At 68.5% G+C, this 22,948-nt stretch carries 25 protein-coding genes; 14 read left to right on the top strand and 11 right to left on the bottom strand.

Features of this window, described 5'->3' with window-relative positions; all coding sequences use genetic code 11:
* Positions 1 to 27 precede the first annotated feature (27 nt).
* Entirely contained in the window at positions 28 to 1,065 is a 1,038-nt protein-coding gene (locus C8K30_RS28350) for a protein-L-isoaspartate O-methyltransferase (RefSeq protein ID WP_108496252.1), read from the bottom strand.
* A 413-nt stretch (positions 1,066 to 1,478) separates the two neighbouring features.
* Between C8K30_RS28350 and C8K30_RS28345 the strand changes: the two genes are divergently transcribed.
* Positions 1,479 to 2,207: a GntR family transcriptional regulator gene (locus C8K30_RS28345; protein ID WP_108496251.1), complete on the top strand. Its 729-nt coding sequence runs from the start codon at positions 1,479 to 1,481 to the stop codon at positions 2,205 to 2,207.
* 101 nt (positions 2,208 to 2,308) lie between these two features.
* On the opposite strand, the gene C8K30_RS28340 is transcribed toward C8K30_RS28345, so the two are convergent.
* From C8K30_RS28340 to cutA, 3 genes are all read right to left on the bottom strand, one after another.
* On the bottom strand, positions 2,309 to 3,331 hold the full coding sequence (locus tag C8K30_RS28340; RefSeq protein WP_158281153.1) for a helix-turn-helix domain-containing protein: 1,023 nt from the start codon (positions 3,329 to 3,331) through the stop codon (positions 2,309 to 2,311).
* Positions 3,328 to 4,341, bottom strand: coding sequence for a helix-turn-helix transcriptional regulator (locus tag C8K30_RS28335; protein WP_233257542.1), 1,014 nt, complete (start codon positions 4,339 to 4,341; stop codon positions 3,328 to 3,330). The genes C8K30_RS28340 and C8K30_RS28335 overlap by 4 nt, the downstream gene beginning before the upstream one ends.
* A 76-nt stretch (positions 4,342 to 4,417) precedes the next feature.
* The gene (cutA, locus tag C8K30_RS28330; protein ID WP_108496250.1) at positions 4,418 to 4,792 is read right to left on the bottom strand and encodes a divalent-cation tolerance protein CutA; all 375 of its coding nucleotides are present in this window, start codon (positions 4,790 to 4,792) and stop codon (positions 4,418 to 4,420) included.
* A gap of 304 nt (positions 4,793 to 5,096) precedes the next feature.
* On the opposite strand from cutA, the gene C8K30_RS30530 reads away from it, so the two are divergent.
* Entirely contained in the window at positions 5,097 to 5,303 is a 207-nt protein-coding gene (locus tag C8K30_RS30530; RefSeq protein ID WP_146197620.1) for a hypothetical protein, read from the top strand.
* Between the two features lie 298 nt (positions 5,304 to 5,601).
* On the opposite strand, the gene C8K30_RS28320 is transcribed toward C8K30_RS30530, so the two are convergent.
* Both C8K30_RS28320 and C8K30_RS28315 read right to left on the bottom strand, forming a co-directional pair.
* The gene (locus C8K30_RS28320; protein ID WP_108496248.1) at positions 5,602 to 6,135 is read right to left on the bottom strand and encodes a flavoprotein; all 534 of its coding nucleotides are present in this window, start codon (positions 6,133 to 6,135) and stop codon (positions 5,602 to 5,604) included.
* A complete protein-coding gene (locus C8K30_RS28315; protein ID WP_108496352.1) occupies positions 6,132 to 7,562 on the bottom strand; it encodes a helix-turn-helix domain-containing protein in 1,431 nt (476 codons plus the stop codon). The genes C8K30_RS28320 and C8K30_RS28315 overlap by 4 nt, the downstream gene beginning before the upstream one ends.
* A 208-nt stretch (positions 7,563 to 7,770) precedes the next feature.
* Between C8K30_RS28315 and C8K30_RS28310 the strand changes: the two genes are divergently transcribed.
* The 9 genes from C8K30_RS28310 (at position 7,771) to C8K30_RS28280 (ending at position 13,389) form a co-directional block, all read left to right on the top strand.
* On the top strand, positions 7,771 to 8,004 hold the full coding sequence (locus C8K30_RS28310) for a hypothetical protein (RefSeq protein ID WP_108496247.1): 234 nt from the start codon (positions 7,771 to 7,773) through the stop codon (positions 8,002 to 8,004).
* A gap of 269 nt (positions 8,005 to 8,273) precedes the next feature.
* A complete protein-coding gene (locus tag C8K30_RS28305) occupies positions 8,274 to 8,510 on the top strand; it encodes a hypothetical protein (protein WP_108496351.1) in 237 nt (78 codons plus the stop codon).
* A gap of 77 nt (positions 8,511 to 8,587) precedes the next feature.
* Positions 8,588 to 9,043 (top strand): DUF6879 family protein, encoded by a 456-nt coding sequence (locus C8K30_RS28300; protein WP_199230745.1) that lies wholly within the window; start codon positions 8,588 to 8,590, stop codon positions 9,041 to 9,043.
* Positions 8,976 to 9,911 carry a helix-turn-helix transcriptional regulator gene (locus tag C8K30_RS28295; RefSeq protein WP_233257541.1) on the top strand — a complete coding sequence of 312 codons (936 nt, stop codon included), beginning with the start codon at positions 8,976 to 8,978 and terminating at the stop codon, positions 9,909 to 9,911. The genes C8K30_RS28300 and C8K30_RS28295 overlap by 68 nt, the downstream gene beginning before the upstream one ends.
* 45 nt (positions 9,912 to 9,956) lie before the next feature.
* Positions 9,957 to 10,127, top strand: a complete 171-nt coding sequence (locus C8K30_RS30840) for a hypothetical protein (protein ID WP_158281152.1) — start codon at positions 9,957 to 9,959, stop codon at positions 10,125 to 10,127.
* Positions 10,128 to 10,273: 146 nt separating this feature from the next.
* Positions 10,274 to 11,209 carry an HAD family hydrolase gene (locus C8K30_RS28290; protein ID WP_233257540.1) on the top strand — a complete coding sequence of 312 codons (936 nt, stop codon included), beginning with the start codon at positions 10,274 to 10,276 and terminating at the stop codon, positions 11,207 to 11,209.
* Positions 11,209 to 11,544: a hypothetical protein gene (locus tag C8K30_RS28285; protein ID WP_146197619.1), complete on the top strand. Its 336-nt coding sequence runs from the start codon at positions 11,209 to 11,211 to the stop codon at positions 11,542 to 11,544. The genes C8K30_RS28290 and C8K30_RS28285 overlap by 1 nt, the downstream gene beginning before the upstream one ends.
* 253 nt (positions 11,545 to 11,797) lie before the next feature.
* On the top strand, positions 11,798 to 12,103 hold the full coding sequence (locus C8K30_RS30835) for a hypothetical protein (protein WP_158281151.1): 306 nt from the start codon (positions 11,798 to 11,800) through the stop codon (positions 12,101 to 12,103).
* Positions 12,100 to 13,389, top strand: coding sequence for a lanthionine synthetase LanC family protein (locus C8K30_RS28280; RefSeq protein WP_158281150.1), 1,290 nt, complete (start codon positions 12,100 to 12,102; stop codon positions 13,387 to 13,389). Before C8K30_RS30835 ends, C8K30_RS28280 begins: the two co-directional genes overlap by 4 nt.
* Positions 13,390 to 14,270: 881 nt before the next feature.
* On the opposite strand, the gene C8K30_RS28275 is transcribed toward C8K30_RS28280, so the two are convergent.
* The 3 genes from C8K30_RS28275 to C8K30_RS28265 all read right to left on the bottom strand — a co-directional run bounded on the left by C8K30_RS28275 (position 14,271) and on the right by C8K30_RS28265 (position 17,371).
* Complete coding sequence (locus C8K30_RS28275) at positions 14,271 to 14,519, bottom strand: hypothetical protein (protein ID WP_108496243.1); 249 nt, start codon at positions 14,517 to 14,519, stop codon at positions 14,271 to 14,273.
* A 100-nt stretch (positions 14,520 to 14,619) separates the two neighbouring features.
* Complete coding sequence (locus tag C8K30_RS28270) at positions 14,620 to 15,939, bottom strand: cytochrome P450 (protein ID WP_108496242.1); 1,320 nt, start codon at positions 15,937 to 15,939, stop codon at positions 14,620 to 14,622.
* 133 nt (positions 15,940 to 16,072) lie between these two features.
* Positions 16,073 to 17,371, bottom strand: a complete 1,299-nt coding sequence (locus C8K30_RS28265; protein WP_108496241.1) for a cytochrome P450 — start codon at positions 17,369 to 17,371, stop codon at positions 16,073 to 16,075.
* Between the two features lie 711 nt (positions 17,372 to 18,082).
* Here C8K30_RS28265 and C8K30_RS28260 point away from each other — a divergent pair.
* The 3 genes from C8K30_RS28260 to C8K30_RS31640 all read left to right on the top strand — a co-directional run bounded on the left by C8K30_RS28260 (position 18,083) and on the right by C8K30_RS31640 (position 19,434).
* Complete coding sequence (locus C8K30_RS28260; protein WP_108496240.1) at positions 18,083 to 19,009, top strand: glycosyltransferase family 2 protein; 927 nt, start codon at positions 18,083 to 18,085, stop codon at positions 19,007 to 19,009.
* On the top strand, positions 19,002 to 19,142 hold the full coding sequence (locus C8K30_RS30830; RefSeq protein WP_158281149.1) for a hypothetical protein: 141 nt from the start codon (positions 19,002 to 19,004) through the stop codon (positions 19,140 to 19,142). The genes C8K30_RS28260 and C8K30_RS30830 overlap by 8 nt, the downstream gene beginning before the upstream one ends.
* Positions 19,143 to 19,311: 169 nt before the next feature.
* Positions 19,312 to 19,434 carry a hypothetical protein gene (locus C8K30_RS31640; RefSeq protein ID WP_255415795.1) on the top strand — a complete coding sequence of 41 codons (123 nt, stop codon included), beginning with the start codon at positions 19,312 to 19,314 and terminating at the stop codon, positions 19,432 to 19,434.
* Positions 19,435 to 19,488: 54 nt separating this feature from the next.
* Here the strand turns inward: C8K30_RS31640 and C8K30_RS28255 are convergent, their stop codons facing one another.
* Together C8K30_RS28255 and C8K30_RS28250 are read right to left on the bottom strand one after the other, a co-directional pair.
* The gene (locus tag C8K30_RS28255; protein ID WP_233257539.1) at positions 19,489 to 22,089 is read right to left on the bottom strand and encodes a glycoside hydrolase family 2 protein; all 2,601 of its coding nucleotides are present in this window, start codon (positions 22,087 to 22,089) and stop codon (positions 19,489 to 19,491) included.
* Positions 22,086 to 22,919, bottom strand: a complete 834-nt coding sequence (locus C8K30_RS28250) for a carbohydrate ABC transporter permease (RefSeq protein WP_233257551.1) — start codon at positions 22,917 to 22,919, stop codon at positions 22,086 to 22,088. The genes C8K30_RS28255 and C8K30_RS28250 overlap by 4 nt, the downstream gene beginning before the upstream one ends.
* Between the last annotated feature and the right edge of the window lie 29 nt (positions 22,920 to 22,948).

Raw genomic sequence — 22,948 nt, 5'->3', positions numbered from 1 at the left:
GTCAGCCGTTGACGTCGGTCGTCGACATCAGTCGTCGAGACGGACGCGGTAGGAATCGCCGTACCGCAGGACGACGGCGTCGAGCTCGTGTGTGGCGCGCGAGCCCTCTGCCCGCCAGTCGTCCATCAGGTCGAGGAACCGTGCCCAGGTCGGTGAGCCTTGCGGGTGTGCCACGAGGTGTGTGGGCGTGATCATCACGGCCTCGGGCGAGCCGCCGTGCCGGGCGGCCAGGCCGAAGCTGGTGGCGGCTTTGTCACCGATGCCGATGCCCTCGCCGTGCTCGGTGCGCGCCGTGAACAGGCCGCGTGGCCGCCGTGCCAGCAGCCAGTGCTTGAGGTCGAGGAACTCGCCGGGGGCGCCGGGCCACGGCGCCGGGGTACCGGCGCGCAGGAGCGTGAGGAACTCGGTCGCGGCCTCGTAGTCGTCGCTGGCCGATGCCAGGTAGTGCCTGGGGTAGTCCGGGTCCGCCACGACCGTGACGTTGGACGGGACGACCGGAGGGCCCATCTGCCGGTATCGGCTTGCGTGGACGGTGGCGTGCAGGTCGTCGGTTGGGGTCTTGACGATGTGCGCGACGGCGTACGCACCGGGCAGGTCCGAGACCGTGCACCCGGTGACCAGGACCCCGCCCCGGGACAGCTGGTCGATCCACGCACCGGGGATCGCCGGGGGCGTGGCCGCGACGGAGATCCGGTCGTAGGGCGCCCGGCCGGGGAAACCGACCAGGCCGTTGCCGGTCGCGGCTATGGCGCGGTGGCCGTGCTCGACGAACAGTCGCCGGGTACGTGCGGACAGCGCTGCGTCGGAGTCGATCGTCAGGACGTGTCCGCCCTGCCCGACGATGTGGCCCATGATTGCTGCCGAGTAGCCGGACCCGGTGCCGACCTCCAGGACCCGCATGTTGGGCCGCAGGTCCAGGGTCCGCAGGTGCTGCCAGGTGGTGGTGCGGGAGATGAAGGGCTCGACGGCTTCGCCGTCGGGTCCGAGGTAGATCTCGTGGTGGATGGCCCGGGCGGCGTCCGCCACGGCGTCGGTGCCCACGATGGTGCTGCGCGTGCTGATCATCGTGTAGAGCTCCAGTGCGTGCTCAGGCGGTCGGATCGTTCAGGCGCGGACCGTGGTGCGCGGGTCGCCCCGTCACGCAGCATCCGGCAGCCGGCCAGCAACAAGTCGCGGGTGGTCATCATCGCTCCCCTCAGTCGATTTGCTCTAGGAACAAGATCAACATGTAGAGCAAGATTCCGGGAGGGGTTCGCTGTCCACATCAGGAGTGCCGGGACATCGCCACAGGACAGGCCGCTGCCCTATTCCCTGCCCCCGCGAGATGGTGGGGTGGTGCCGGGGCTCTGGTTCTCGGGACTCTGGGGCGGCTATCCTGGTGGAAGTGTCCTGGTGTGCTCCACATGCCAAGACTGGACCAAACGTAGAGCAAGATGCGACGGGTAGAGCACCCGGCGGAGAGATGAGGGATCGGCGACATGACGCAAGCTGGTGGATACGCTGCAATCGCCGAGCACTTCCGTGGACTGATCCGGGAGGGGGCCCTGCGTCCTGGGGACCGGATGCCCACGATCCGGAAGGTCATGGAGGACTGGGAGGTGTCCAACGCGACCGCCGTGCGGGCGTACACGACGCTCAAGCAGGAGGGTCTGACTAGCGCCAGCACGGGCGCCGGGACGGTCGTCACGGGCTACGGAAGCGACAACATCGCCACGCGGGTGCGCACTCACACAGCCACGGGTACGGCTCTGGCCACGGGGGAGACCTCCACCATCGTGGAGATCGGTACGGTCGGCGCCGAGGAAGCGATCGCTTCGCGGCTCGACGTCGAACCAGGCTCTCCCGTCCATGTGCGGCGCCGCCTCGTCGCACGCGGCGGGTTCCCCGTCCACCTCTCCTCGTCCTACTACCCCGCCTACGTCGTAGAGGCTGCCCCGGAACTGGCCGAGCCGGTGTCCACAGGCGGCTCACGGGAGCTGGCTAGTGAACGGCTCGGCGTCGCGCAGGACCGGGTGCTGGAGGAGGTGACCTCCCGGCTTGCCACCGAGCCGGAGAGCACTGCCCTCGGGCTCACGGGTTCGGTGATCGTGACCCAGGTGCTGCGGACGGTGTTCCTGGCCGACGGTCGTGTCGTCGAGGTGGCGCTCAAGGTCTGCAACGGGTCGACCGTCCTGAAGTGGTCAACGCCTCTGACCGACGACCATTGAGCGCACCGTTCCAGATCTGTACTGGACGTGTCGTGGACCACAGCCACACCAGCCCATCAGTGCCGCCGGAGCGCTTCTGATCTTGTCGCCCCAGGGGCTGCTCAGGCCCGAGCCTCCGCGGTCTCCAGAGCGCCGCGGTACTGCGCTGTCCACGGTGTCTCGCGCTGCTCGTCCGGCAGGCTTTCCAGCCCGACGCGAAGGTTGTCTGCCGCGTCCCGGGCCCGGCCCAGCTCGAGGTGGGCCAGGCCGAGCGGGAACCGCAGCCACGCGCTGGTGAGCCAGTAAGCGAACGGGTCCGGCCTTGCGCCGTCGGCCGCGGTGGTCAGGTCGTCCGCGGCGTGGAGCGCGCGCAGAGCCCCAGCACGGTCGCCGAGCAGCGCGAGACCGTGCGCGTGCCGCAGCTCGGCGTCGATCCGGTGCAGGATCCCAGCATCCGGGGTCTGAGCAGCGTGCTGGTAGTGCTGCACCATCCGCGTTGGCTGGCCCTGTTCCCACGCGAGGGATCCCCGGAACCGGCTCGACTGCGACGCGAGCCCGCCGGCGCCCAGCTCCTCGGCCCGGTCCGCGGACTGCGCGTACATCCGGTCGGCTGCCTCGTGCCGCCCGAGCTGCGCGCTCAACCACCCGACGAACTGCAGCGACTCCGCCACCACGAGATGGAGCGACGGCACGTGCGGGCCGCGCGCGTCGCGGGCCAGGCGCACCAGCGTCTGGTGATGGGCGTTCGCGATCGGCCACAGCACTTCGGCGGGGATCGTGTCGTCCAGGCGGCGGTGCGCGGCAAGCACATCACCCAGCGACGCGATGGCACCAGCATCCAGCGCGCGAGGAGCCCGCTCGGCGTGAGCGACTCGCTCGGCCTGCTCTATCTCCAGGTCGCTCGGCACTGCGTCGCTGCCCAGCATCGGGTCGGGCCTCAGGGACGCCAGCCGCCCGCCGGCGTCCAGCAGCCGGTCGAGATGGGCGGCGTTCTCGGGTGACGGGTCCCGGCCGCCGTTCTCGCACAGAGACAGGAGCGACTTGGAGAGGTTCGACGCGGCGGAGAGCTCACGCAGCGATATCGCACGTGCCTCACGGAGCCTGCGCAGCTCGGTCCCGAACCGCGGATCGACGGGCGGCTTCATGCGGCGTTCTCGGCTTGTGTCAGGGCGTCGCGGTATTCGGCGGCCCATTCCGCTCGCTGCCAGTCGGCGGGCAACGCGCCCAGTCCCGCGCGCAGGTTCTCGGCCGCGTCACCAGCACGGTCCAGCCCGAGATACGCCATGCCCATCGGGATCCGCAGCCACGTCGGCGTCAGCCAGTAGGACACCGGGTCGACCTCGTCCGCACCCGCGCTCGTGGTCAGGTCGTTGGCTTGCCCCAGCAGATCCAGTGCCTGACGCTTCTCGCCCATCAGGCCCAGCCCGTGGACCGTGTTGAGCATCGCATCGACACGGTGCAGACGCGAAGCTCCGGGAACCTCGGTGGCGGTCTGGAACGCTCTGGTGATCCGGGCCGGCACACCGCGCTGTCGTTCGAGGAAGCCGCGGAAACCCCAGGCTTGGCAGGCTAGGTTCGGCACGCCGAGCTGGACGGCCTGGTCGGCGGACTCGGTCAGCAAGCGCACGGCCTCGCCGTCGTGCCGGGCCTGGGCGTGCAACCACCCGGTGAACTGGGTCCACTCAGCGGCCACAACCCGCAGCGCGTGCGTGTGCGGGCCACGCGCTGCGGACGCCAGACGCTGCATCTGGGCGTGTCCGGCGCTGACCGCCGGAAGCAGCATCGCGGGGTCGGCATCGTCGTCTGCCCGCCGGTGCGCGGCCAGTGCGCGGGCGAGCGCGTCGACCGTCCGGGCGTCGATCCTCCGCGGGGCGTTCACCGCGTGCGCGACCCGGTCGGATGCTTCTTCGGCTTCCTCGACGGTTCCCGTGCGGGGCGTCTCGACCACCATCGCGGCCAGCCGCCCGCCGGCATCCAGTGCAAGATCGAGGGTCCGGGCCATCTCAGCCGACGGGCGCCGCCGCCCGGTCTCGTACTCCGACAGGGACGACACCGACACGTGCGCGATCCGGTACAGGCCCTTCAAGGACAGCCCGCGGGCACGCCGGAGCATGCGCATCCGCTCTGGGAACCGCGGGTCCACGTACCGTGCCACGAAGCTCACCCCCCCCGTCGACGACCACCCCTGCCGATGACCATCCTGCCTATGATCGCTCGAACTCCGAACGACGTCACGCCCCCGCGCTGTCCGACTCCCCGTACGGCGTCCCGGCTGTCCGGGTCTCAGCAGCGATCCACGCAAGGTAGCGGTCCGACCCCGACAGCACCGGTATCGCCAGCACTTCCGGCAGGTCGTACAGGTGGTGCTCCTTGTCGTTGATTAGGGCCTCAATCTCGTCGTAGCGGTCCATGGTGGTCTTGCAGGTCACTCGCCACTCCTCGACGGTCTGGACACCGCCGTCCCACCAGAACCGAGCGGTGACGGGGCCTTCGACGTGCACGCTCGCCGCCAGCCGCCGAGCCACCAGCAGCTCGGCCAACGCGTCGGCCAGGTCACGCTCCTGGTACATCGTCACGACCTGGCAGAACTCCACATCAGCAGTCATGAACAGGACCCTACGGTTGACCTGCGTCTGTTGACGACGATGGACGGCGCGATCTGCGGCGCGCTGAAGTCGATGCGGAGGCTTTCAGGTCGGCACCTGGCCAGTTGCGCGCCGGGCGCCCGGTGGTTAAGGAGGTGAGAACGCGGAGGGCGGGGTCCGGCCAACGTCGCAATACGACTGTGTTCCAAGAAGCATTGCGAGCCTCTCAGCAGGACGGTCGGACAGAATGGCCTGGCTTGGCGAGCGCACGGCCCTAGCCGTCTGGCCAGTCTCCCGGTACGCCTCGCTGGTGTAGTACGCCGCCTTGCCGCTGGCGAACCCGAACACCCCCGGCTGGTCGAGCGACTCCTCCCGGCTGGCGGTGTCGGCCGCGATCAGCGCCCGGACCATCCCCGCCTCGTCGCCGCGCGCGGCCGCGATCCGTGCCTGCTGGCTGCGCATCCGGAGCATCGAGGTCCCCGACGTCGCGTCGTCGAACACCGACTCCACCAGCCGGGCCGCCTCGCTGTAGCGCGTCTGCCAGAAGCGTTCGTCGGCGCGGGTGCGTCCGTTCTCGATATGGGTCCTGTCGAGCGGTCGCGGAAGGTGGCGTTGGCGAGTTGTCCTTGGGTCAGGTTGGCGGCCCTGCGGAACGTGGCGAGCATTTCGCCCAGGGCGCGTCGCTGCTGGTCGATGCTCTCGGGCCATGCCGATCACTCTTCCAACCATCCAGGGGCAACTGGTCAGAGCAGCGTAACGGGTCGTGGTTGGGCAGTTGTCGCACGAGGTCACACAACGCATCCTCGGTCGGGATCTGGTTGCGCTGTGACCTACTTCGGGGTCGTGGGAGCAAGTTCGTCCAGGCGTCGCGCGATGGCCTGCCAGTCTGCGGTGACCGTCCCATCCTCGCGTCGGATCGTGACCGCGTCCGGATCCATGATGTGTGCGCTGGCATTACGAAGTGCGGCGGTGCTTGCCGAGTAGGCGGGATGTGCTCTGAGTGCGGCCTTGATCACGGGCGCTGCCAGGACCGGCATGTCGAGCCCGATGGCCTCGTTCAGCAGCCCGAGCGCCAGGGTGTCACTGATCCCTGCGGCCCACTTGTTGAGCGTGTTGAACGTGACGGGCGCGGCAAGCACAGCATCAGCGCGCGGCAGGGGATCGGGTTCTTGTGGGGTTCGGGGCTCGATCCTCAGTAACCCCCTCACACGCGCGGAAAGCGCATCGACGTCGACCCAGGTCGCCGCCGTCGGGGTGAGGATCAGACATGGTTGCCATCCGTCGTCGAGGACGTCGAGGAGTCGGTCGAGGTGTTGGACTGGCGGCGCGGCCGAAGCGATGATGTAGAGGCTCCTGGTGCTCACGCGGCGACGCCCACACGTCGCGCCAGGCTCCGCAGTCCGGGAGTGTCCTTGCGACGGTCGAGCAGCTCTGTCACCAGGCTGCCCACTCTCGGGCTGTGGCGCACGGTCTGGGGTGCGAATCGCTCTGCTTCGAGCAGGTTGATCACGGCCTCGGGATCGTTCCCGGTCCGGGTATACGCCCAGGCACTGTCGATGTGAAGCTGGCCGCGTCGACTCCTCAGCCCACGGGGGAGCAGGTCGGTGTCCACGGGCGCCGCGAGCTTGATCGCGCGCTCGGGCTGGTCAAGGTCGGCGGCAACGGATACCTCGTGTATGCGGACGTTGGTTGGACCGAACGCGGTCCAGGCTAGGTTCGCGTCTGTGCCCAGGGCGTCAGCCAGGTCCCTTGCCCGGTCGAGCCAGTCCCGCGCAACAGCCGGATCGCCTCGGCGTGCCGACGCTACCGCGCTGATCAATGCGAGCGCGCCCTTCGTAGAAGTCTGTGTGGGGCTCGACGCGCCGGCTCGCTCGAACGCTGCCGTGCTGAACTCCTCGGCCGCAGCGGCACCGCGGGTCTTCAGCACCGTGCAGGCAACCTGGTATGCGGTGGCGGAAGCAAGTTCGGGGTGTCCGGACTGCAGCGCCGCCTGGAGGGCTCGGTCGGCAGCCAGGTGTGCGAGGTGTGGGTCACCGATCTTGGTCAGCAGCTTGGCTGTGACTAGGTAGACGTGGCTGCGGGCAGTCTGCCCGGTGCGGCCTGTTCCGACGTCGGCCACCGCTGCGATGAGACCAGGCAGTTCTCGTGCGAGGCCGAGGTATTGCGCGCCTTGATAGGCGTCGTGAGCAGCCGTCACCGTCCGCAGCAGGGCCGCAGGAGGAACACTGTCCGCCGGCACGGGAAACGTCATGAGCGCCTGCCCGATCGCGGCAAGACCGCTTTCAAGGCTCGCCTTGCCCGCTGACCCAGCAGGCGGGACATCGACCGTGACCTGTGGGACGCCTCCAGTGAGGTGGCCAGCCTCGTCGACCACGGCTCCTCGCGCCGCCTCGACCGGGTTCATCACGGCGTTGTAGGTAGCCGCCGCCCACGAGGCGCCAGGAGCGATCTCGAGCGTGGGGGACCTATTCGTGCTCAACGAGTTCGCGCGCGTTCGAGCTTGTGCGAGTCGCGCTTGCTGTTCGTGCCACTGGTCGGCCTGTTTGGCGGCGGCCAGCTCGTGGAAGGCGGTCAACAGGACGCCGTTTGCCCTGACTGCGTCGTCGCATGCCTGCCAGAACCGTTCGTCAGCGCGGCCGCGCCCCTTTTCGATGTGGGTCACTGTCGAGCGGTCGCGGAACGTGGCGTTGGCGAGTTGTTCTTGGGTTAGGTTGGCGGCCTTGCGGAACTCGGCGAGCATTTCGCCCAGGGCGCGCCGCTGCTGGTCGATGCTCTCGGGTTCACGGGCCATGCCGATCACTCTTCCGGTCGTCCCAAGGGGAGCTGGCTGGTTCAGCGTAACGGCTGGTGGCTGCCGGTGCGGCGGTCGTACACACGCATCCCGACGGACGGCGGTGGGGGCCTCTGTGCCTGGTTCACAACGAGCTCTTGACGGCCGCGATCGCTGGGGTGACTTTGGCCGCGCAGTCGTCCCCATCTTCGAGCAATTGGAGATCGCCATGCGTGCACGCTTCCTCGGCAAGGACCCGCAGTCGGACATCGACAACCGCCCCACCCTGTTCGCGACCGACCGGACCGACCGTCAGACGTTCCTCGTCCAGGGCTGGAAGGTGACCGACCGCGACGCACTGGCCGACGTCGGCCAGGTCCCGGGCCACGAGGACATCGTCGAGGTACCGGTCGAGATTCTGGAGATGTACCTGGCCCACAAGGAGCAGGAGGCGAAGTCCTGACCACCTGATCCCGATTGGGCGCGACGCTGTCGCGTCCAATCTGAAAGGACCGCGGCGAGCTGCCGGCCTCGACGGGGCCAGCAGCTCGCCGATGCTCTGTCCGGGCCGCGCCGATCGGAGAGTGGGCGCGGGGGAAGCGGCCGGGCACGGTACTTCCTCAATGGCCGAGACAACATGTGGCCGCGATCACATTCAACCCTTGACGGGGCACGCCTGACGCCTGACCATTGCAGGGCCGTTTCACCTGATTTCGAGTGAGGGAGACCGTCATGCGCGTGGAGTTCCTGGGCAAGGACCCCGAGTCGAGCGACGTCAACTCGCCGACCCTGTTCGCCACCGACCGGCAGGACCGGACGTCGTACCTGGTCCAGGGGTGGCGCGTCACGGACGCCGAGGCGCTGGAGGGCGTCGGCGACATTCCGGCGCACGAGACGATCGTCGAGATCCCCGTCGAGATCATCGACCTCGCCATCCGCCACCGCCAGGAGCAAGAGGGCCGGTCCTGACTTCGCTGATCCCCTCGAGCGACCCGTCGTGGGGCGAGCTGTTCAAGACCTTCGAGCACTCGGCCTTCCGCCTCGAGGTGCGGGACACCTACAACTCGCCGGCTGAGCAGGAGCCACTGCGGCGGTACCTCGAGAACGGTGACCTGGACCAGGGGTGGCGCTCCGGCTGGTTCGAGCAGCTCGCCGAGTGGAAGCGAGCCGGCAAGCGGTTCCATCGTGTCCGCCTCGTGTCCGTCCCGCTCACCCCGTACAGCAAGTGGGGAATGCTGATCGCCGCTCGCTCGAACGAGGAGGGCGACGACATCCGCTACCTTGACCGGGCGGACGCGGGGGCTCTGCCCGACTACGACTACTGGTTGTTCGACTCCAAGCTGGTGGCCAAGATGCACTTTGGGGACGGCGACGCGTTCGTCAGCTTCGAGCTCATCGAGGACCCTGCCGTGGTGGTCGAGCATAATTACTGGCGTGACGCCGCCTGGCATCACGCCGTCACGAGAGACGAATTTGCCGCGGAACACGGTCAACAGCGCTGACGTCCGGGACGCTCGCAACGAACTGGGTGTCCGGCTGCGGGGACTACGGCGAGCTGCTGGCCTCACGGGCCGGCAGCTCGCCGCGTCACTCTCGTGGCCGCCGTCGAAGATCTCCAAGCTCGAGAACGGGCAGCAGACGCCGTCGGACGCGGACGTGCGAGCCTGGACGCTCGCGGTCGGTGCTGGACGCGAGACGGACAGCGTGCTGGCGGAGCTGCACACCCTGGAGACGCGCTACGCCGAGCTCCAGCGGCTGCTGCGTGGCGGCCAGGTCCAGGTCCAGCAGGCGGCCGCACGTCGCGAGTCCAAGACCGCACTCTTGCGGATGTTCGAGTCGACCTTCGTCCCTGGCCTCCTGCAGACCGCGGACTATGCCCGGTACCGGTTCGCCCAGAGTGCCCGGGTGTTCGGGCGACGCGTGCCGATCGAGGACGCGGTCGGTGAGCGCATGAAGCGCCAGGAGATCCTGTACGACCGCACCCGGGCCTTCCACGTCGTGATCACCGAGCCGGTCCTGCACTACGCGCTCAGCCCGCCCGACGTGATGCTGGGTCAGCTCGACCGGATCATGTCACTGGCGACGCTGCCGAACGTTCGGCTCGGCGTCATCCCGGTCGACGCGGAGTGGGCCATTGCCCCCGCGCACGGTTTCTGGGTGTACGACGATCGCCTGGTGGTCGTCGAGACCTTCGCCGCCGAGCTGAACCTCAGCCAGGCCGCCGAGATCGAGCTGTACACCAAGATCTTCGAGACGCTCGCACTTGATGCGGTATATGACCGGCGTGCGCGAACCCTTATCGCCAAAGCCGCCGACGCCGTCGAAGACCGGCTCCGCGGCAACCCAGAGACACCGGACGAGAAACTTTGAGAAACACCCTCGCCTCGACCGAACTGTGTCAATAATCTCCACGGCATGACCTCAGCGACGCAGCAGCAGACTGCGCGGCACATCGACTTAGCGGGGCCGGCGTTCGTCGTGCGGGTGAGCGACGGCACCGCGAATCTCAAGCCGAGGTTGGCACTGTCCGTGCTAGAGGCCTACCGGCTCGTGCCCCCTTCCGATCGTTCAGGGGAACTGGCCTGATCCGCCTGACGGCTGGTGGCTGCCGGTGTGGCTGTTGCACGCACATGGTGACGCACATCCGGCCCCATCCGGTTTCCTGACACCAGGCGGCAAGGGAGATTCCTGCCGCATTCAGATTCTCGAACTTCGATCGACCGGAGCACGAAATGCTGACGCCTACCCCGTACGAGTCCACACCGCGCCCGGCAGAGGTGGCGTTCCACGACGCCGCGGCCAATGAACGCCAAGCGGGCGATGCCGGCGGGTGGATGGTCGCGTTGGACGTCGACGGCACCCTCACCCATGACGGGCGGCGTGACGTGCCGGAACAGACGGCGCGTGCTGTCGCGGCGGCACGCACGGCGGGGCACAAGGTGGTTCTTGCCACGGGCAGGTCCCTGGTGGGTGTCTTGCCGATTGCGGGGAAGCTGGATCTGGCCGGGTGGGTTGTCGCGTCCAACGGTGCCGTGACCGCCCGTCTGGACCCGGCGGCTCCCGGCGGGTACACGCTCGCTGCTCGGGACGTGCAGGCTCTGGACGTCGGGCCGGTGCTCACCGCGGCTTTGACCGCGCGGCTGCACAGCCTGCAGGTCGCCGTCGAGGAGATCGGGTGGGGCTACCACGTGACCTCAGAGTTCGAGCCCGGGCTACTCAGCGGCCAGCAGGATGTGGTTCTGGCCGGCGAACTCATGGAACTTGCCTCGCCGCGGGTCGTGCTCCGTGCACTGGGCGTGAGCGCCCTCGTCGGCCCACTGCGTGCCGTGGGCCTGACCGTGACGCCGGTGGACGCGAGCTGGCTCGATGTCACCCCTGGTGGGGTGTCCAAGGCGACCGCGCTCGAGACGGTCCGCACGCGGCTAGGAATCCCGACGCAGCGCACGATCGCGGTGGGGGACGGCGCCAATGACATCGAGGCGCTGGTCTGGGCGGCTCGTGGTGTGGCGATGGGTCACGCCAGCCAGGCCGTGCGCGAGGCCGCCGACGAGATCACCGGGACCATCACCGAGCGCGGCGTGATCGCCGTCCTCGAGTCGCTCCCGGCACCCCGGTCCTTGTCGACGGGTGAGCTGGCCACCGAGCCGATCACGGTGGGGCCAGCGTGATGAGCACAGGGATCCCAGCTGGGCTGGTGGACCAGATCCGCGCCCGGGTCGGGGAGTGGATCAGCCCCACCGGTCGCGCCTCCGTCCGGGGCACGATGGCCGAGACCGGGCCGGTACTGGCCACGTGCGAGGTCTGGGCCACCGTCCCGGGCGGCCCCTGGGGGTTTGTCATGGACCTGCCCGCAGGTGTGGGCGTCACGCTGCTTGACATGGAGCGCGCGATCATCACCGCCGGATACACCTACCCGCTCACGCCCGAAGACCAGCCCGTCTGGCACGTGGAGCACAGCCGCACCACCACCTACACCCTCGACGTGAACCGGCCCAGCGCATGACCAGCCACACCTGCGAACTGAGCGGACGGACGCGTCGTTGCAGGCCCCAGACGTCCAATGCTCTGTGGTCACACCAGGGCTGGCTGTGCCGAGGCGGCGTCGTTCGCCGCTGAGGCAGCCTCCATCGCCCGGCCGGTGACGTGCGGAGAAACCGTCACCGGCCGGGTCCCAGAAGTCATGCAAGAAGTCATCAAGGAGGCCCGAGATGGGCGCGCTATCTGGACGAGAGTCCGACCAGCCGATGGAGAACCCGGTGCCTGCCGCTGCGACGCCGGTTGGTGCTGTGGCTGACCTGGACTTGCGCGTGGACGAGGTCTTGACGAAGATCCTGGACCGGTTGGGTCCGGGACGGATCGAGCAGGCCACGGTCACGGGCTCGCTGCTTCTGTTTCCGTGTCGATTGGAGCTGGGGGAGCAGATCGCGCGGGAGCTCGGGCTGGACCTCCCGCTGGATCATCCTCGGTCGATTCCTGGGTACACGATCTGGTCGGGCCAGTACCTGGGTGTGGACGTGCAGGTGCGGGCCAGTCTGCGCGCGCCGGTGGGGAGTGGATCGTGATCGCCACGCACCACCGCCCTGAACACCCCGACCCCGGGCCCCGTTTGTCGACGCGCAGGCCGGTGCAGGCGGCACAGTCGCTAGCCGACGGCGAGATCGCCCGTTTGCTGCTGGAAGTCGAACTGACGCTGACCGGCAAGAGTTCCTGGGACCAGGTCGCCAAGCTGTTGAAGGCAACCGGCGAGCTGGCGGACCGGTCGGCGAGTGCTGGCTTGTTCTATGGTGCGCCGGCGCTGAGCTTTGCTCTGGACAGCACTGGTGCGCAGGGCCGTGTGCGATGGGCGCAGGAGCTGGACGGTCTCGACCAGGTCCTGGTGGAGCTGACCGACGAGCGGCTGGACGCGGCGGACGCGCGGGCCGAGACCGGTGCCCCGCTGTGGGGTAGCGAGTTTGATCTGATGACCGGGCTGACCGGGCTCGGGGTGGTGCTGCTGCGCCGGACCGTGCACGCCAGCGCCGAGCACGCCAGGCACCGCCAGGAGTTGGCGGGCGCGCTGTCGCGAGTCTTGAAATATCTTGTGGCCTGCGCGCGCAACGCGATGGTGGGGGAGGTACCGGTCCCGGGGTGGTGGAGCGCCGAGACACCGGGGCCGGGCATGCCGGTCGGTCACCCGTTAGGTGGGCACGTGGATCTCGGGATGGCCCGGGGCGGTGCGGGTGTGCTCGCGCTGCTGGCCGCCGCCTACCGCGCCCGGCACAGGGTGCCCGACCACAAGGCCGCGATCGGGCAGATCATCGCGTGGTATGCCGTGTGGCGGCAGGAGACCCGGGACCGGGTGGTGTGGTGGCCTGCCCGGTTGACGCTGGAAGAGGTGCGGGCCCGGCGGGTGCATCAGGCGGGGCCGGGGGAGCCGACCTGGGCTTTCGGCACGGTGGGGATTGCCCGGGCGTTGCAGATGGCCGCGATCGCGGTGGGCGACGCTGAGGGGCAGGTCGCGGCTGAAGATGCGATCGCGTCGTTCCTGACCGCGCGGGAGCTGGACCGGATGAAGGAGCCGGACCTGTATGCGGGGACCGGGGGCATGTACCTGACGGTGCTGCGCGCCGCCGAGGACGCCGAAGACTTTCGTCCGCGGGGCGTCCCGGGAGTCTCGATGCTGTTCGACCGGCTGGGGATGCCCGCCGACGCGGTGTCCCGGACCAGCCGTGTCCTGCCCGACCCGCAGGACACGGAGTTCCTGTACGGGCGGTTCGGCACCAAGCTGGTATTCGAGTCCCTGCAGCGCCGGGCGACCCCGGTCGGTGGGGCCGACGGTGTGCTCGGCATCGGATGGGCCGAGCCATGACCACGACCGGTCGTCGACGCGCCCTCCCTGGGCCAGGGGGACGCGATGGCCGTCCATCAACCGGTCGAGGTCGGGCTGTTGGAAGGCGTCGTAGAGCGACCCGGGTTGGGCGGTGGCGGGTTGACCGGCGAGGTGCTGACGAGTTGTGGGACGCGGTCGAGGCGGCCCGCGACCACTCGGATCGGAGCCCTGGATCGAATCCGTGCTGAGTCCGGCGCGCGGAGCGCGGCTGACTGCGGTGGTGTCTCGGCGTATGAAGCCTGGTGATGAGGGGAGAGACCTGGTGGTGAACGAGGCGTTTCGGCGGCGGCGTGCAGCGCTCGTCTCGCGGGAGGGTACCGGAGTTGCGATGTCCCGGTCCGAGCTGGCCGCCGCCGTCAACGAGTACCTGGCACGCACGGGGCGGGGCGCTCCTGTGGATGCCAAGACGATCGGCCGGTACGAGCGCGGGACGATCCGCTGGCCGCGGGCGGAGCGTCGTCGGGCCTTGCGCACAGTGATGATGGTCGACACGGATGCTGAGCTCGGGTTTTCCCGGCCCTGGCCGGAGCAGCAGACCGGATTCGGGCTGTCCTCCTCCGAAAGGACAAGCGCTACTGCTGGTCAACGACCGGACCCTGGGCAGGCCATCGGCCGTGGCACCGGCCCGGTCGTCGGCGAGGTAGTCGGGAACATCGTGATCACCCTTGACACTCCCGGGGTGGATGGCGCACGGCCAGGCATGGGTGCCCGCCCCGTGGTCCGGGCCCATTTGGTGGGTCCCGCCGAACAGGCGACCGGCCCTTCTGCGGGTGGTGAGCTGGTCACGATTCGGCTCGAAGTCGTTATGCCAAACCGCCTCGGACTCGACCACATTGGGTCTGGTCGCACGGAACCTGGTCCTACCGGGTCGGATCGCGGTGAGGTTCCCCCGACCTGATGTTCTTCCAGAGCGCGCGGATCGTCCGCACGGCTCCCCGGACGTCCTGGTCGGGAACCACCACCGGACGGAGGTCCGCGTCGAGCACGTCGAGCGCCCAAGTCTCGACGTTCACCCGTCCGTCCGTTCCGGGGACAACTGAGATCACCACCCAGGGGACATCCGGGTCCACGTAGGTCAGGAGCGCGCCCCGGTAGGTGTGCGCGAGCACGCCGCCTCGCTGACGCCGTGCGATCTTCTCGATCTTCCTGTTGGAGGGGCTGTGGAGTTGTCCTTGCGGTTCCTGATCACATTCAGCTCCTCACGCCCGGTCAGACCGGCGAAGACGCATGGTCGATCGCGTGCTGGTACCGGACGGGTAGACGGTCGGCGTTGCTAGCCCACAAGGACAGCCCGGTGCCCAGGTCGTCAGCAGGGACGGTGAGCTGCATTCCGGGCAGCCGGTTCACGGCCCGGTCGACGGCGGCCTCCACCACGATCCGGGAGAAGCGGTGGGCTGGGCAGCGGTGTGGCCCGGCGCCGAACGCGAGGGACGCGCGGGAGGTGCTGGACCAGATCGGGTCGATGCCCACACTGGTGTACGGGTCAAAGGTGTCGGTGTGTTTGTCGAGGGTGGCGTGGGCTACCGCGGTCACGATCGCGTCGCCTTTGCGCAGCAGCCGGCCGCCTAGGACGACGTCAGCCGTGACATACCGGGGCGGTGTGAAGCGCACCGGCGACTTGCGCACCAGTACCCAGTCCAGGGTCTCGGGGATGTCCAGGCGCCCCCTGCGCACCCATGTGGCCAGGCCGCGGTCGCTGAGGATCTTTTCCAGGGTGGTCGTGGTGTAGGCGACGGCCATCTCGAATCCGGCGGACAGGATCATCTGCGCCGTGTCGCGCAGCTCGTCGCGGTCCAGGTACCGGTAGTCGTGGTCCGGGTACGTGCCTGGACCTCGCCCGGGCACCGGGTCCTGCCAGTGCATCAGGCCGGTGAGCATGTCCTGATCCGCGGGAGCGTCCCGGCGGGCCTCGATGTGGAAGTAGAGCATGTCGTACAGCTCGTCGAACGCCGGTCCCGCGGCCTCGGTGTAGGAGAAGATGGCCTTGGCCAGGTCCCCGAGCTTCAGGGCATCCTCGTCGTCGAACTCGTACATGTAGGCCACGGCCAGGGCGGGGACGAACGCTGTGTAGTTGGCGACCAGGTCTGTCTCAGTGCCGCGCTTGACGATGCGGTCGAGCATGCGGTCGCACATCTGCCGGACGTAGCGGCCCAGCGCTTTCTCGTCGACCTCGGCGAACACGTGGTCGACCGCCGCGCGCAGCCGCTCGTGATGCCACCCGTCGGTGTAGTACGCGTTGGCGCGTGGGGAGCAGAACGCCGCCAGGCCCGAATACGGTGGCACGCGCCCGTCGAAGAACGCGGGCCAGTTCGGCTCTTCGGGTGTGCCGACGTCCCGGGTGAAGGTCGCTGGGCTGCGCAGGATGTCCATGACGTCGTCCCAGTCCATCGCGAGCCAGGCAGGCACGCCAGGGATCAGGTCGACCGCAGCGATCGGGCCCCACTCGGCCCGCAGTTGGGGGTAGATGTCCTGCTTGGACATGATGGCCGTGACCAGGTCGGTCAGGCCGGCCGCGTCGTCCAGGCGCACGTGAGGATCCCGGACAGGTGACTCGGTTGGCATCGGTGGTCGCTCTCGTGAGGTTCTCTCGTGAAGTGGGTCGCCGCCCCTCGCATCGCGTGCAAGGGGCGGCGCATAGCTGGTGACACCGAGCCCCGCGGGCTCAGTTCTTCGGGGCGATCGACACCAGCACCCGCTTGTAGCCGTTGGTGATGAAGCCGTCGTTCTTCGGGATGGCTGCCGGGTTTTCCTCCAGCTCCATCCGGAACCGGTTGAACAGCATGGGCAGCACGGTCTCGGCCTCCAGGAGCGCCAGAGCGGCCCCGGGGCAGCGGTGCGGCCCGTACCCGAACCCGAGATGCGCCTTGTTGTTGGCGCGGCTCGGGTCGAACTCGTCCGGCCGGTCGAACACCGACGGGTCGCGGCCGGTGCCGGCGAAGGACAGCAGGATGGCCTCGCCCTTCTTGATCATGACGCCGGCGATCATGACGTCCTCGTCAGCCACGAATCGCAATGGGACGTTCGCCGCTGGCGACGCGTAGCGCATGACCTCGTCCAGGACGGCGCGCCAGGTGATCTTTCCTGCCAGGACGTCGGCCAGCACCTGGGGGTGGCTGAGCAGGAGAACGATGGCCTGGTCCAGCAGGTTCACCGTGGTCTCAAAGCCCGCCACGATCGTGATCCGCACTGTCTGGGCGACCTCCGCCGCGGTGTACGTGTCGCCGTCGATGTTCGCGTGGACCAGGTCGCTGATGAGGCGTCCGTCCGGGTTGGCGCGCTTGCGCTCGATGAGTGTGTCGATCGCGACGAGCAGTCCGACAAACAGTTGGCCGAGCTCGTCGGGGTCGATGTCGGTGTCGAACAAGGCGTCAGCCCCTGCCTTGATGGCCGGGAACAGGTCGTCGTCGACGCCGAGCAGTTCTCCGATCACGGCGATCGGTATCGGCAGGGAGAACAGCTCGTGCAGGTCCACGTTCCTGAGCTGGCGCCGCCTGAGCACGCGCCGCAGCAGCCTTCGGAGCCAGCGGTACCCGCGTCCGTTGATTGAGCGGCCCAGCGAGACGTCACCCAGGGCGTCGGCCGTGATCTTCTCGATGCTCGGTGCGAGCGCGGAGATGCGGCGCGCCCTGAAGCCGGGGGCCATGAGCTTGCGCAGGCGCTGGTGCTCGGCCCCGAACGCACTGAACATCGCGGCGTCGACGACCCACGGGAGAACCGGCGAGTCCGGCGGCACGTTCCCCGCGCGCAGGTCGCCCCAGTGCGCGGCGCCGTCTCGGGATATCTGCTTGTGCCTACCGACTTCCGTGACCGCGTCGTGGCCGGTGACCATCCAGGCCAGCAGGCCACCAGGCAGCCGCACATGCGTCACCGGACCCTGGGCCCTCACGACCTCCAGGTCGGCGTAGATATCCGGACCCAGCTCGTGGGCATCGGGCTCGATCGTGTCGGTCGGTGTCGCCATGTTTCAGCACCCTTCGGTCGCCGAATAGTCACTCGATAATGCAGATCTGACGCATATGAAAGCGGACGGCCATCATGAGCGAAAGGGCATATCCACAAATGCCCCGGGGCATATTCGAATATGCCCCCGTGCGCGTCCGACAGGCATCAGGTGATTGAGCGAGACAACCAACGGCGTCCGGGCGACGCGACCGATCGAGCATCGAGTACGGAGAAGTGCGCCGTGAGAACCGGAACGGCACGACCCAGGCGGTCCAGGTCACGCCCCCTGGGGGACTCCCTCGGCCAGCACGTCGAGAAAACGCCCCAGAAATTCCCCTGAAATGCCCATCGATATGCCCTGTGCAGAGAGTCGCTTATCGGGTGAGATAGAGCCCGCGTCCCTGACGGGGCTCTGTGTAGTCGTTTTCGCTGCAAGGGTGTGCCGGGGGCACAGCACTCGGCCGATCAGCTTCAGACCCCTCCGGGCAAGGCCCACACCAAGCCCTGTTGCGTTCGGCCGTTGTCTCGACCCCCGGCCCAGACAGGTCCGACCTGCACCACGCGAGCGCCGACCGCGCCGCCGCCATGCTCCAGGACACCCTGCCCGGACCAGAGGAGTAACGCTGATGCCCGAGACCGGGACCCACGACGTCGCACCGAGAAGGCCCAAGGCGATCAAGGCCGCCGCGCCCAGCCCAACCCATCGCGGCCAACAAAAGGGGCCCAGGGCATGCGAGTAAGCATCGTCGTCGCGGTACGAGGCAACAACGACGCCCTGAAAGGGTTGTCGCAGGCGATCGGTGCACAGGACTGGCCGACCACCGACCTTGAGGTGATCGTCGTGGACAACCACCCCACGCCGGTCTTGCCGCCCGCGCACAACCGCCCGGGGCAGCCGACCTATCGAGTAGTCCACGAGCGTCGAGCGGGACTGTCGCGAGCACGGAACACCGGGATCGCCCATGCGAACGGCCAGGTCATCCTGATCACCGATCCCGACGCTCGCCCCGAACCGTCCTGGATATCCAGGATGGTCCGCGCCCTGGAAAACACCGGAGCCTACTGCGCCGGCGGACGAGTCGAGGCGCACTTTACCGACGACAGCACCAGCACGGACGTACCACCCGACGTACTCCAGCTCTTCGTGCCCCCGACGTGGCCGCAAACCACCACCAAACTCGTCGCGCCCTACTGGGTCGTCGGCTGCAACCTCGCCATCCGCCGCGACCCGCCACCTCGGTTCGACACCCACCTCGGCGTCACCGGCAACCGGCACCTCAGCTGCGAAGAACTCGAGCTCACCGTGCGCGCCCAGCAGGACGGCCACCTGGTCGTCGTGGTCCCGGACGCCGTCGTCCACCGCGCGATCCACCCGACCGACCTGACCCCCGCCGCGATCCGTTCCCGCGCGTACTGGCACGGCGTCTCGGTGGCACGGCTACTCGCGATCCACCCCGACGCCGACATCTACGACAGCTACCGCCTGCGCGACGCCCTGACTCCCGCACGGCTGCGCACCCGCGCCGGGCGGACCAGCGCAGTCGCCGACATCGCACGGGTCCTTGGACTACAGGCCGAACGACTACTCCTGGCCACCGCAAGGCTCACGAGCAAGACGACCGACGAGGCCACGAAGGAGAAAGCGCTCCATGGGTGACGCACCGACCACGCTAGGAATCAACCTCGGTCACGACGGCGGCGCCGCCCTCATCGCCGGCGACCAGATCATCGCTATCGCCGAAGAACGCCTCAACCGCACCCGCTACAGCCGCGGCTGGCACGCCTCCTGACGCACTCTCCTGACTGAGTACACCGATGAGACCGCGCGAGCCAGCAAGTTCATCGCCAGGACCTGTATCCCGAGGCCCATCACGAGCGAGGGCGAGGCGGTAAGGGCCGAGAAGGTTCGGCGCACGCTGTGGCATCGTCGCGATCGACCGCGCACAGGACGGCATCCTGGTGCAAGAACCGGAGGTCACCAACCTGGTCACCAGCGACCAGCGCGCGCTCCACGGCGTCGAGAAGGCGAACTCCTCCGCGGAGGCGGGATCCGGCGTCAACCCTACTCAGGCGGCGGGCTGACTCGAACGGCTCGCTGGCGGTCGACGAGACCCTCGCCGACCGCCAGGACCGCGGTCAACCCACAGCGGGGAGCGGGGCGACCTTGCCGACAACGAGTTGGTTGACGGACCGTAGGACCAGCGGACCTACGAGGGCCGCCGGGTCGAGCGGCTCCGGCGACGTGACGTGGAACGTGACGCTCTCGCCAGGGAGAAGGTCGACGAGCATGTCGTCGACGACGGCACCGGGGTGGACCTTGTCGGCGAGCAGCGCCAGCCCGCGCACGAGGGCACCCGCTGTGACGTGCACGCGCGCACCGTCGTCGGTCGTCGTGACCTCCACCTGCAGATCGGGGTCGGCCAGGGCGCTGTCGCGTGGCTCGGCGTAGTACCAGACGGCGGTGGCATCACCGAGGGTCGCAATGAGGATCTCCGACGCCGGGTCGACGGCCTCCGCGACGTCGTCGGGCACCGTGACCGTGCTGGTGCCGCGCGGGCCGACCTTGACCGAGAGGGTCGTCTGCGCGAGCTGGGTGCCGTCATACCTGGAGCGACGGACCACGAGGCCACCAGCCCAGGCATCCGGCGAGTCGTTGACCACCGCCACGACCAGGCTCCGCCCGTCCTCCTCGATCCCGTCCTGCGCCCCGGTCCCCACGGTCCGGGGCTGCACCGTCAGGAGGCGGTCGGCATACGCGTGACGCAGTGCGTAGAGCAGCGGCTTGGCCCGCCCGCCGCCGTCCACTGCCGCCCACGAGGTGACCGGCCAGCAGTCGTTGAGCTGCCAGACGATCGACCCCGAGCACATGGGGCTCCAGGAACGGAGGTGCTCGACGCCCACCTGGACGGCCGTGGCCTGGTTCCACGACATGGCCCAGTGCCAGTCGTCCATGTCGTCGGGGAGCGGCAGATGCGCCACGAGACCGTCCGTGAGCTTGTCGTTTCCATTGGCGGCCTTCTGGTGCACGAGCATGCCGGGCGACTCGGGCGTCAGCGGGTCGTCGCTGATCGCGCGGGTCAGCGTGGACCAGGTCGGTGGCCCCTGCCAACCGAACTCCGCCATGAATCGCGGCACGGTATCGCGATAGCGCGTCCAGTCCTCGCGGTTCCACACCTCCCACGAGTGCATCGACCCGTGGTCAGGATCGTTCGCGGGTACGCGGAGGCTGCCCGACCACGGGCTCGACGGCGTGTATGGCCGCGTCTCGTTCAGCTCGGCGAGAACACTGGGCAGCAGCTCGGTGTAGTAGCCGAGGCCCCAGTTCTTGCCGTCGAGCCGCTTCTCCCAGCCCCACGCCTTGATGCCCCAGATGTTCTCGTTGCTGCCGTTCCACAGCACGAGGCTGGGGTGAGCAGCAAGCCGCGCGACATTGTCCCGCGCCTCGGCATCGACCTCGGAACGGAGCGCTTCGTCCTCGGAGTAGGCCGCGCACGCGAACGCGAAGTCCTGCCACGTGAGGATGCCTCGCTCGTCGCACAGGTCGAAGAAGTCGTTGGACTCGTAGATCCCGCCTCCCCACACGCGTAGGAGGTTGATGTTCGCCTGCTCGGCCTGGGCGATCCGCTGCGCGTACCGCGCGCGATCGACGCGGTGGAAGAACACGTCGTCGGGGATCCAGTTGGCGCCCTTGACCCACACGGGTTGGTCGTTGACAACGATCGTGAAGGACGTGCCGTGCTCGTCGGGGACCATGTCGAGGCGCACCGAGCGGAAGCCGGTCCGGCCGGCCCACTGGTCGAGCGGCTCCCCGCCCGGCGCAGCGATCGTCACTTCGACGTCGTAGAGCGGCTGGTCGCCGTGTCCGCGCGGCCACCACAGCGCGGCGTCGTGCACCTCGAGGTGCACGACCGCGGTGCTCGCCCCAGGCTCCAGACTCGCGGTCGCCCTGTGCTCGGTGCCGTGCCCGCGCAGTAGCACCGTGGCCTCGAGCGGGCCTGTGGCGGCGTGGCGCTCGATGTCGAGGTGGACCGCGAGCCGGCCGGTCGACGCCGCCCCGCCGTCCGCCGTCGTACCGCCGGCCAGATCCGCCGTCGCGAGCGGGCGAACCGACGCCAGCCGCGCGGTGTGCCACGACTCGAGCCGCACGGGTCGCCAGATACCGACCGTCGCCGCGTCGATGCCCCAGTCCCAGCCGAAGTTGCACGCGGCCTTGCGGATCGCGTTGAACGGGTGCTTGTTGACATGCGGCAGGTAGCTGAGCGCAAGGGACTCGCGGTCCGCATATCGCACGGGCGACGCGAACGACACGACGAGCTCGTTGTCGCCCTCTTCCAGCAGGTCTGCGACCGGGACGCGGTACGTGCGGTGCTGGTTGCGGGTCTGCGCCACCTCGGTGCCGTTGAGCAGCACCGTCGCGACGGTGTCGAGGCCGTCGAACACGAGATCGTGATGGTCCGCGCCGGGTGTGTCCTGCGCGGACCACGGGAACGTCGTGCGGTACTCCCAGTCGCAGCGACTGACCCAGGCGACCAGACTCTCGTGGTCGTCGAGATAGGGGTCGGGGATGAGACCGGCGCCGAGCAGGTCCGTGTGGATGCTCCCGGGCACTGATGCGGGGACCTCGACCACCCTGACGTGCTCCGCGACCGGCCCGCCCACGGCACGCACGGTCCATCCTTCATGCAGCTCGCGTCGCGCGATCGTCGCCGGCAGCCCGGCAAGGAGAGTAGGCGTCACTTGGTGGCTCCTGAAACTAGTCCGTTGTAGATGTGGCGTTGCAGCAGCAGGAAGGCGACAAGGGTGGGGATGATGACGAGCACCGTTCCCGCAGAGATCACTTCCCACTGAGCGCCGAAAGGGCCCTTGAAGCGAAACAGCGACGTGGAGATCACCCCGAGGTCGCGTTTCGGCATGTAGAGCCAGGGCAGGTAGAACTCGTTGTAGATCGCGATTCCCTTGATGATGACGACGGTCGCGATGGCTGGTCTTAGCAGCGGGAACACGATCCGCGCGTAGATCGTCAGGCGGTTCGCGCCATCGAGCATCGCCGCCTCGTCGAGCGATCGCGGGATCGCCTTCATGAACTGCAGGAAGATGTAGATCGAGATGATGTCGGTCCCCATGAAGAGGACGATCGCGGCCCAGCGAGTGTTGAACAGGCCGAGCCCGCTGACGATCTGGAACGTGGCGACCTGCGTCGTCACGCCGGGCACGAGTGTCGCGAGGAGGAATGCCCCGACCACGAGCCTGCGCCCGCGGAAGTCGAACCGGTCGATTGCGTAGGCCGTCATGGTCCCGATGAGGATCGTCCCGACGAGCGAGAGCACGAGGATGATCGTCGTGTTCACGAAGCCCTGGATCATGCCACCTCGCGTGAACGCGGTGACGAAGTTCTCGAGGTTGAGCCAGTTCGTCGGGGGGTCGAGGGGCCCGCTCTCGCGGAACTCGGCCTGCGTCTTGAACGAGGCCATGAACACGGTCACCAGCGGCAGGACGGCGACGAGGCACGCGGCCATGAGCGATGCGTACTTCAGTGCCTTGCCGAGCGGACCGAGCAGGTGAGGCATCAGGGGTGGGGTACGGCTGGGGGTCGTGC

Origin of the sequence: Promicromonospora sp. AC04, from assembly GCF_003058225.1 — a bacterium.
Lineage (GTDB): Bacteria > Actinomycetota > Actinomycetes > Actinomycetales > Cellulomonadaceae > Promicromonospora.
Note: the sequence above shows the minus strand (reverse complement) of the source record. Positions and strands in the feature narration are given on the sequence as shown.

Bases quoted from the DNA above. Each gene is read 5' to 3' on its own strand.
- C8K30_RS28265 (WP_108496241.1), bottom strand. From the start codon at position 17,371: ATGGCGACACCGACCGACACGATCGAGCCCGATGCCCACGAGCTGGGT.
- C8K30_RS30830 (WP_158281149.1), top strand. From the start codon at position 19,002: ATGGGTGACGCACCGACCACGCTAGGAATCAACCTCGGTCACGACGGC.
- C8K30_RS28345 (WP_108496251.1), top strand. From the start codon at position 1,479: ATGACGCAAGCTGGTGGATACGCTGCAATCGCCGAGCACTTCCGTGGA.
- cutA (WP_108496250.1), bottom strand. From the start codon at position 4,792: ATGACTGCTGATGTGGAGTTCTGCCAGGTCGTGACGATGTACCAGGAG.
- C8K30_RS28285 (WP_146197619.1), top strand. From the start codon at position 11,209: ATGAGCACAGGGATCCCAGCTGGGCTGGTGGACCAGATCCGCGCCCGG.
- C8K30_RS28340 (WP_158281153.1), bottom strand. From the start codon at position 3,331: ATGAAGCCGCCCGTCGATCCGCGGTTCGGGACCGAGCTGCGCAGGCTC.
- C8K30_RS28310 (WP_108496247.1), top strand. From the start codon at position 7,771: ATGCGTGCACGCTTCCTCGGCAAGGACCCGCAGTCGGACATCGACAAC.
- C8K30_RS28260 (WP_108496240.1), top strand. From the start codon at position 18,083: ATGCGAGTAAGCATCGTCGTCGCGGTACGAGGCAACAACGACGCCCTG.
- C8K30_RS28305 (WP_108496351.1), top strand. From the start codon at position 8,274: ATGCGCGTGGAGTTCCTGGGCAAGGACCCCGAGTCGAGCGACGTCAAC.
- C8K30_RS28290 (WP_233257540.1), top strand. From the start codon at position 10,274: ATGCTGACGCCTACCCCGTACGAGTCCACACCGCGCCCGGCAGAGGTG.
- C8K30_RS28315 (WP_108496352.1), bottom strand. From the start codon at position 7,562: ATGGCCCGTGAACCCGAGAGCATCGACCAGCAGCGGCGCGCCCTGGGC.
- C8K30_RS28350 (WP_108496252.1), bottom strand. From the start codon at position 1,065: ATGATCAGCACGCGCAGCACCATCGTGGGCACCGACGCCGTGGCGGAC.
- C8K30_RS28250 (WP_233257551.1), bottom strand. From the start codon at position 22,919: ATGCCTCACCTGCTCGGTCCGCTCGGCAAGGCACTGAAGTACGCATCG.
- C8K30_RS30840 (WP_158281152.1), top strand. From the start codon at position 9,957: ATGACCTCAGCGACGCAGCAGCAGACTGCGCGGCACATCGACTTAGCG.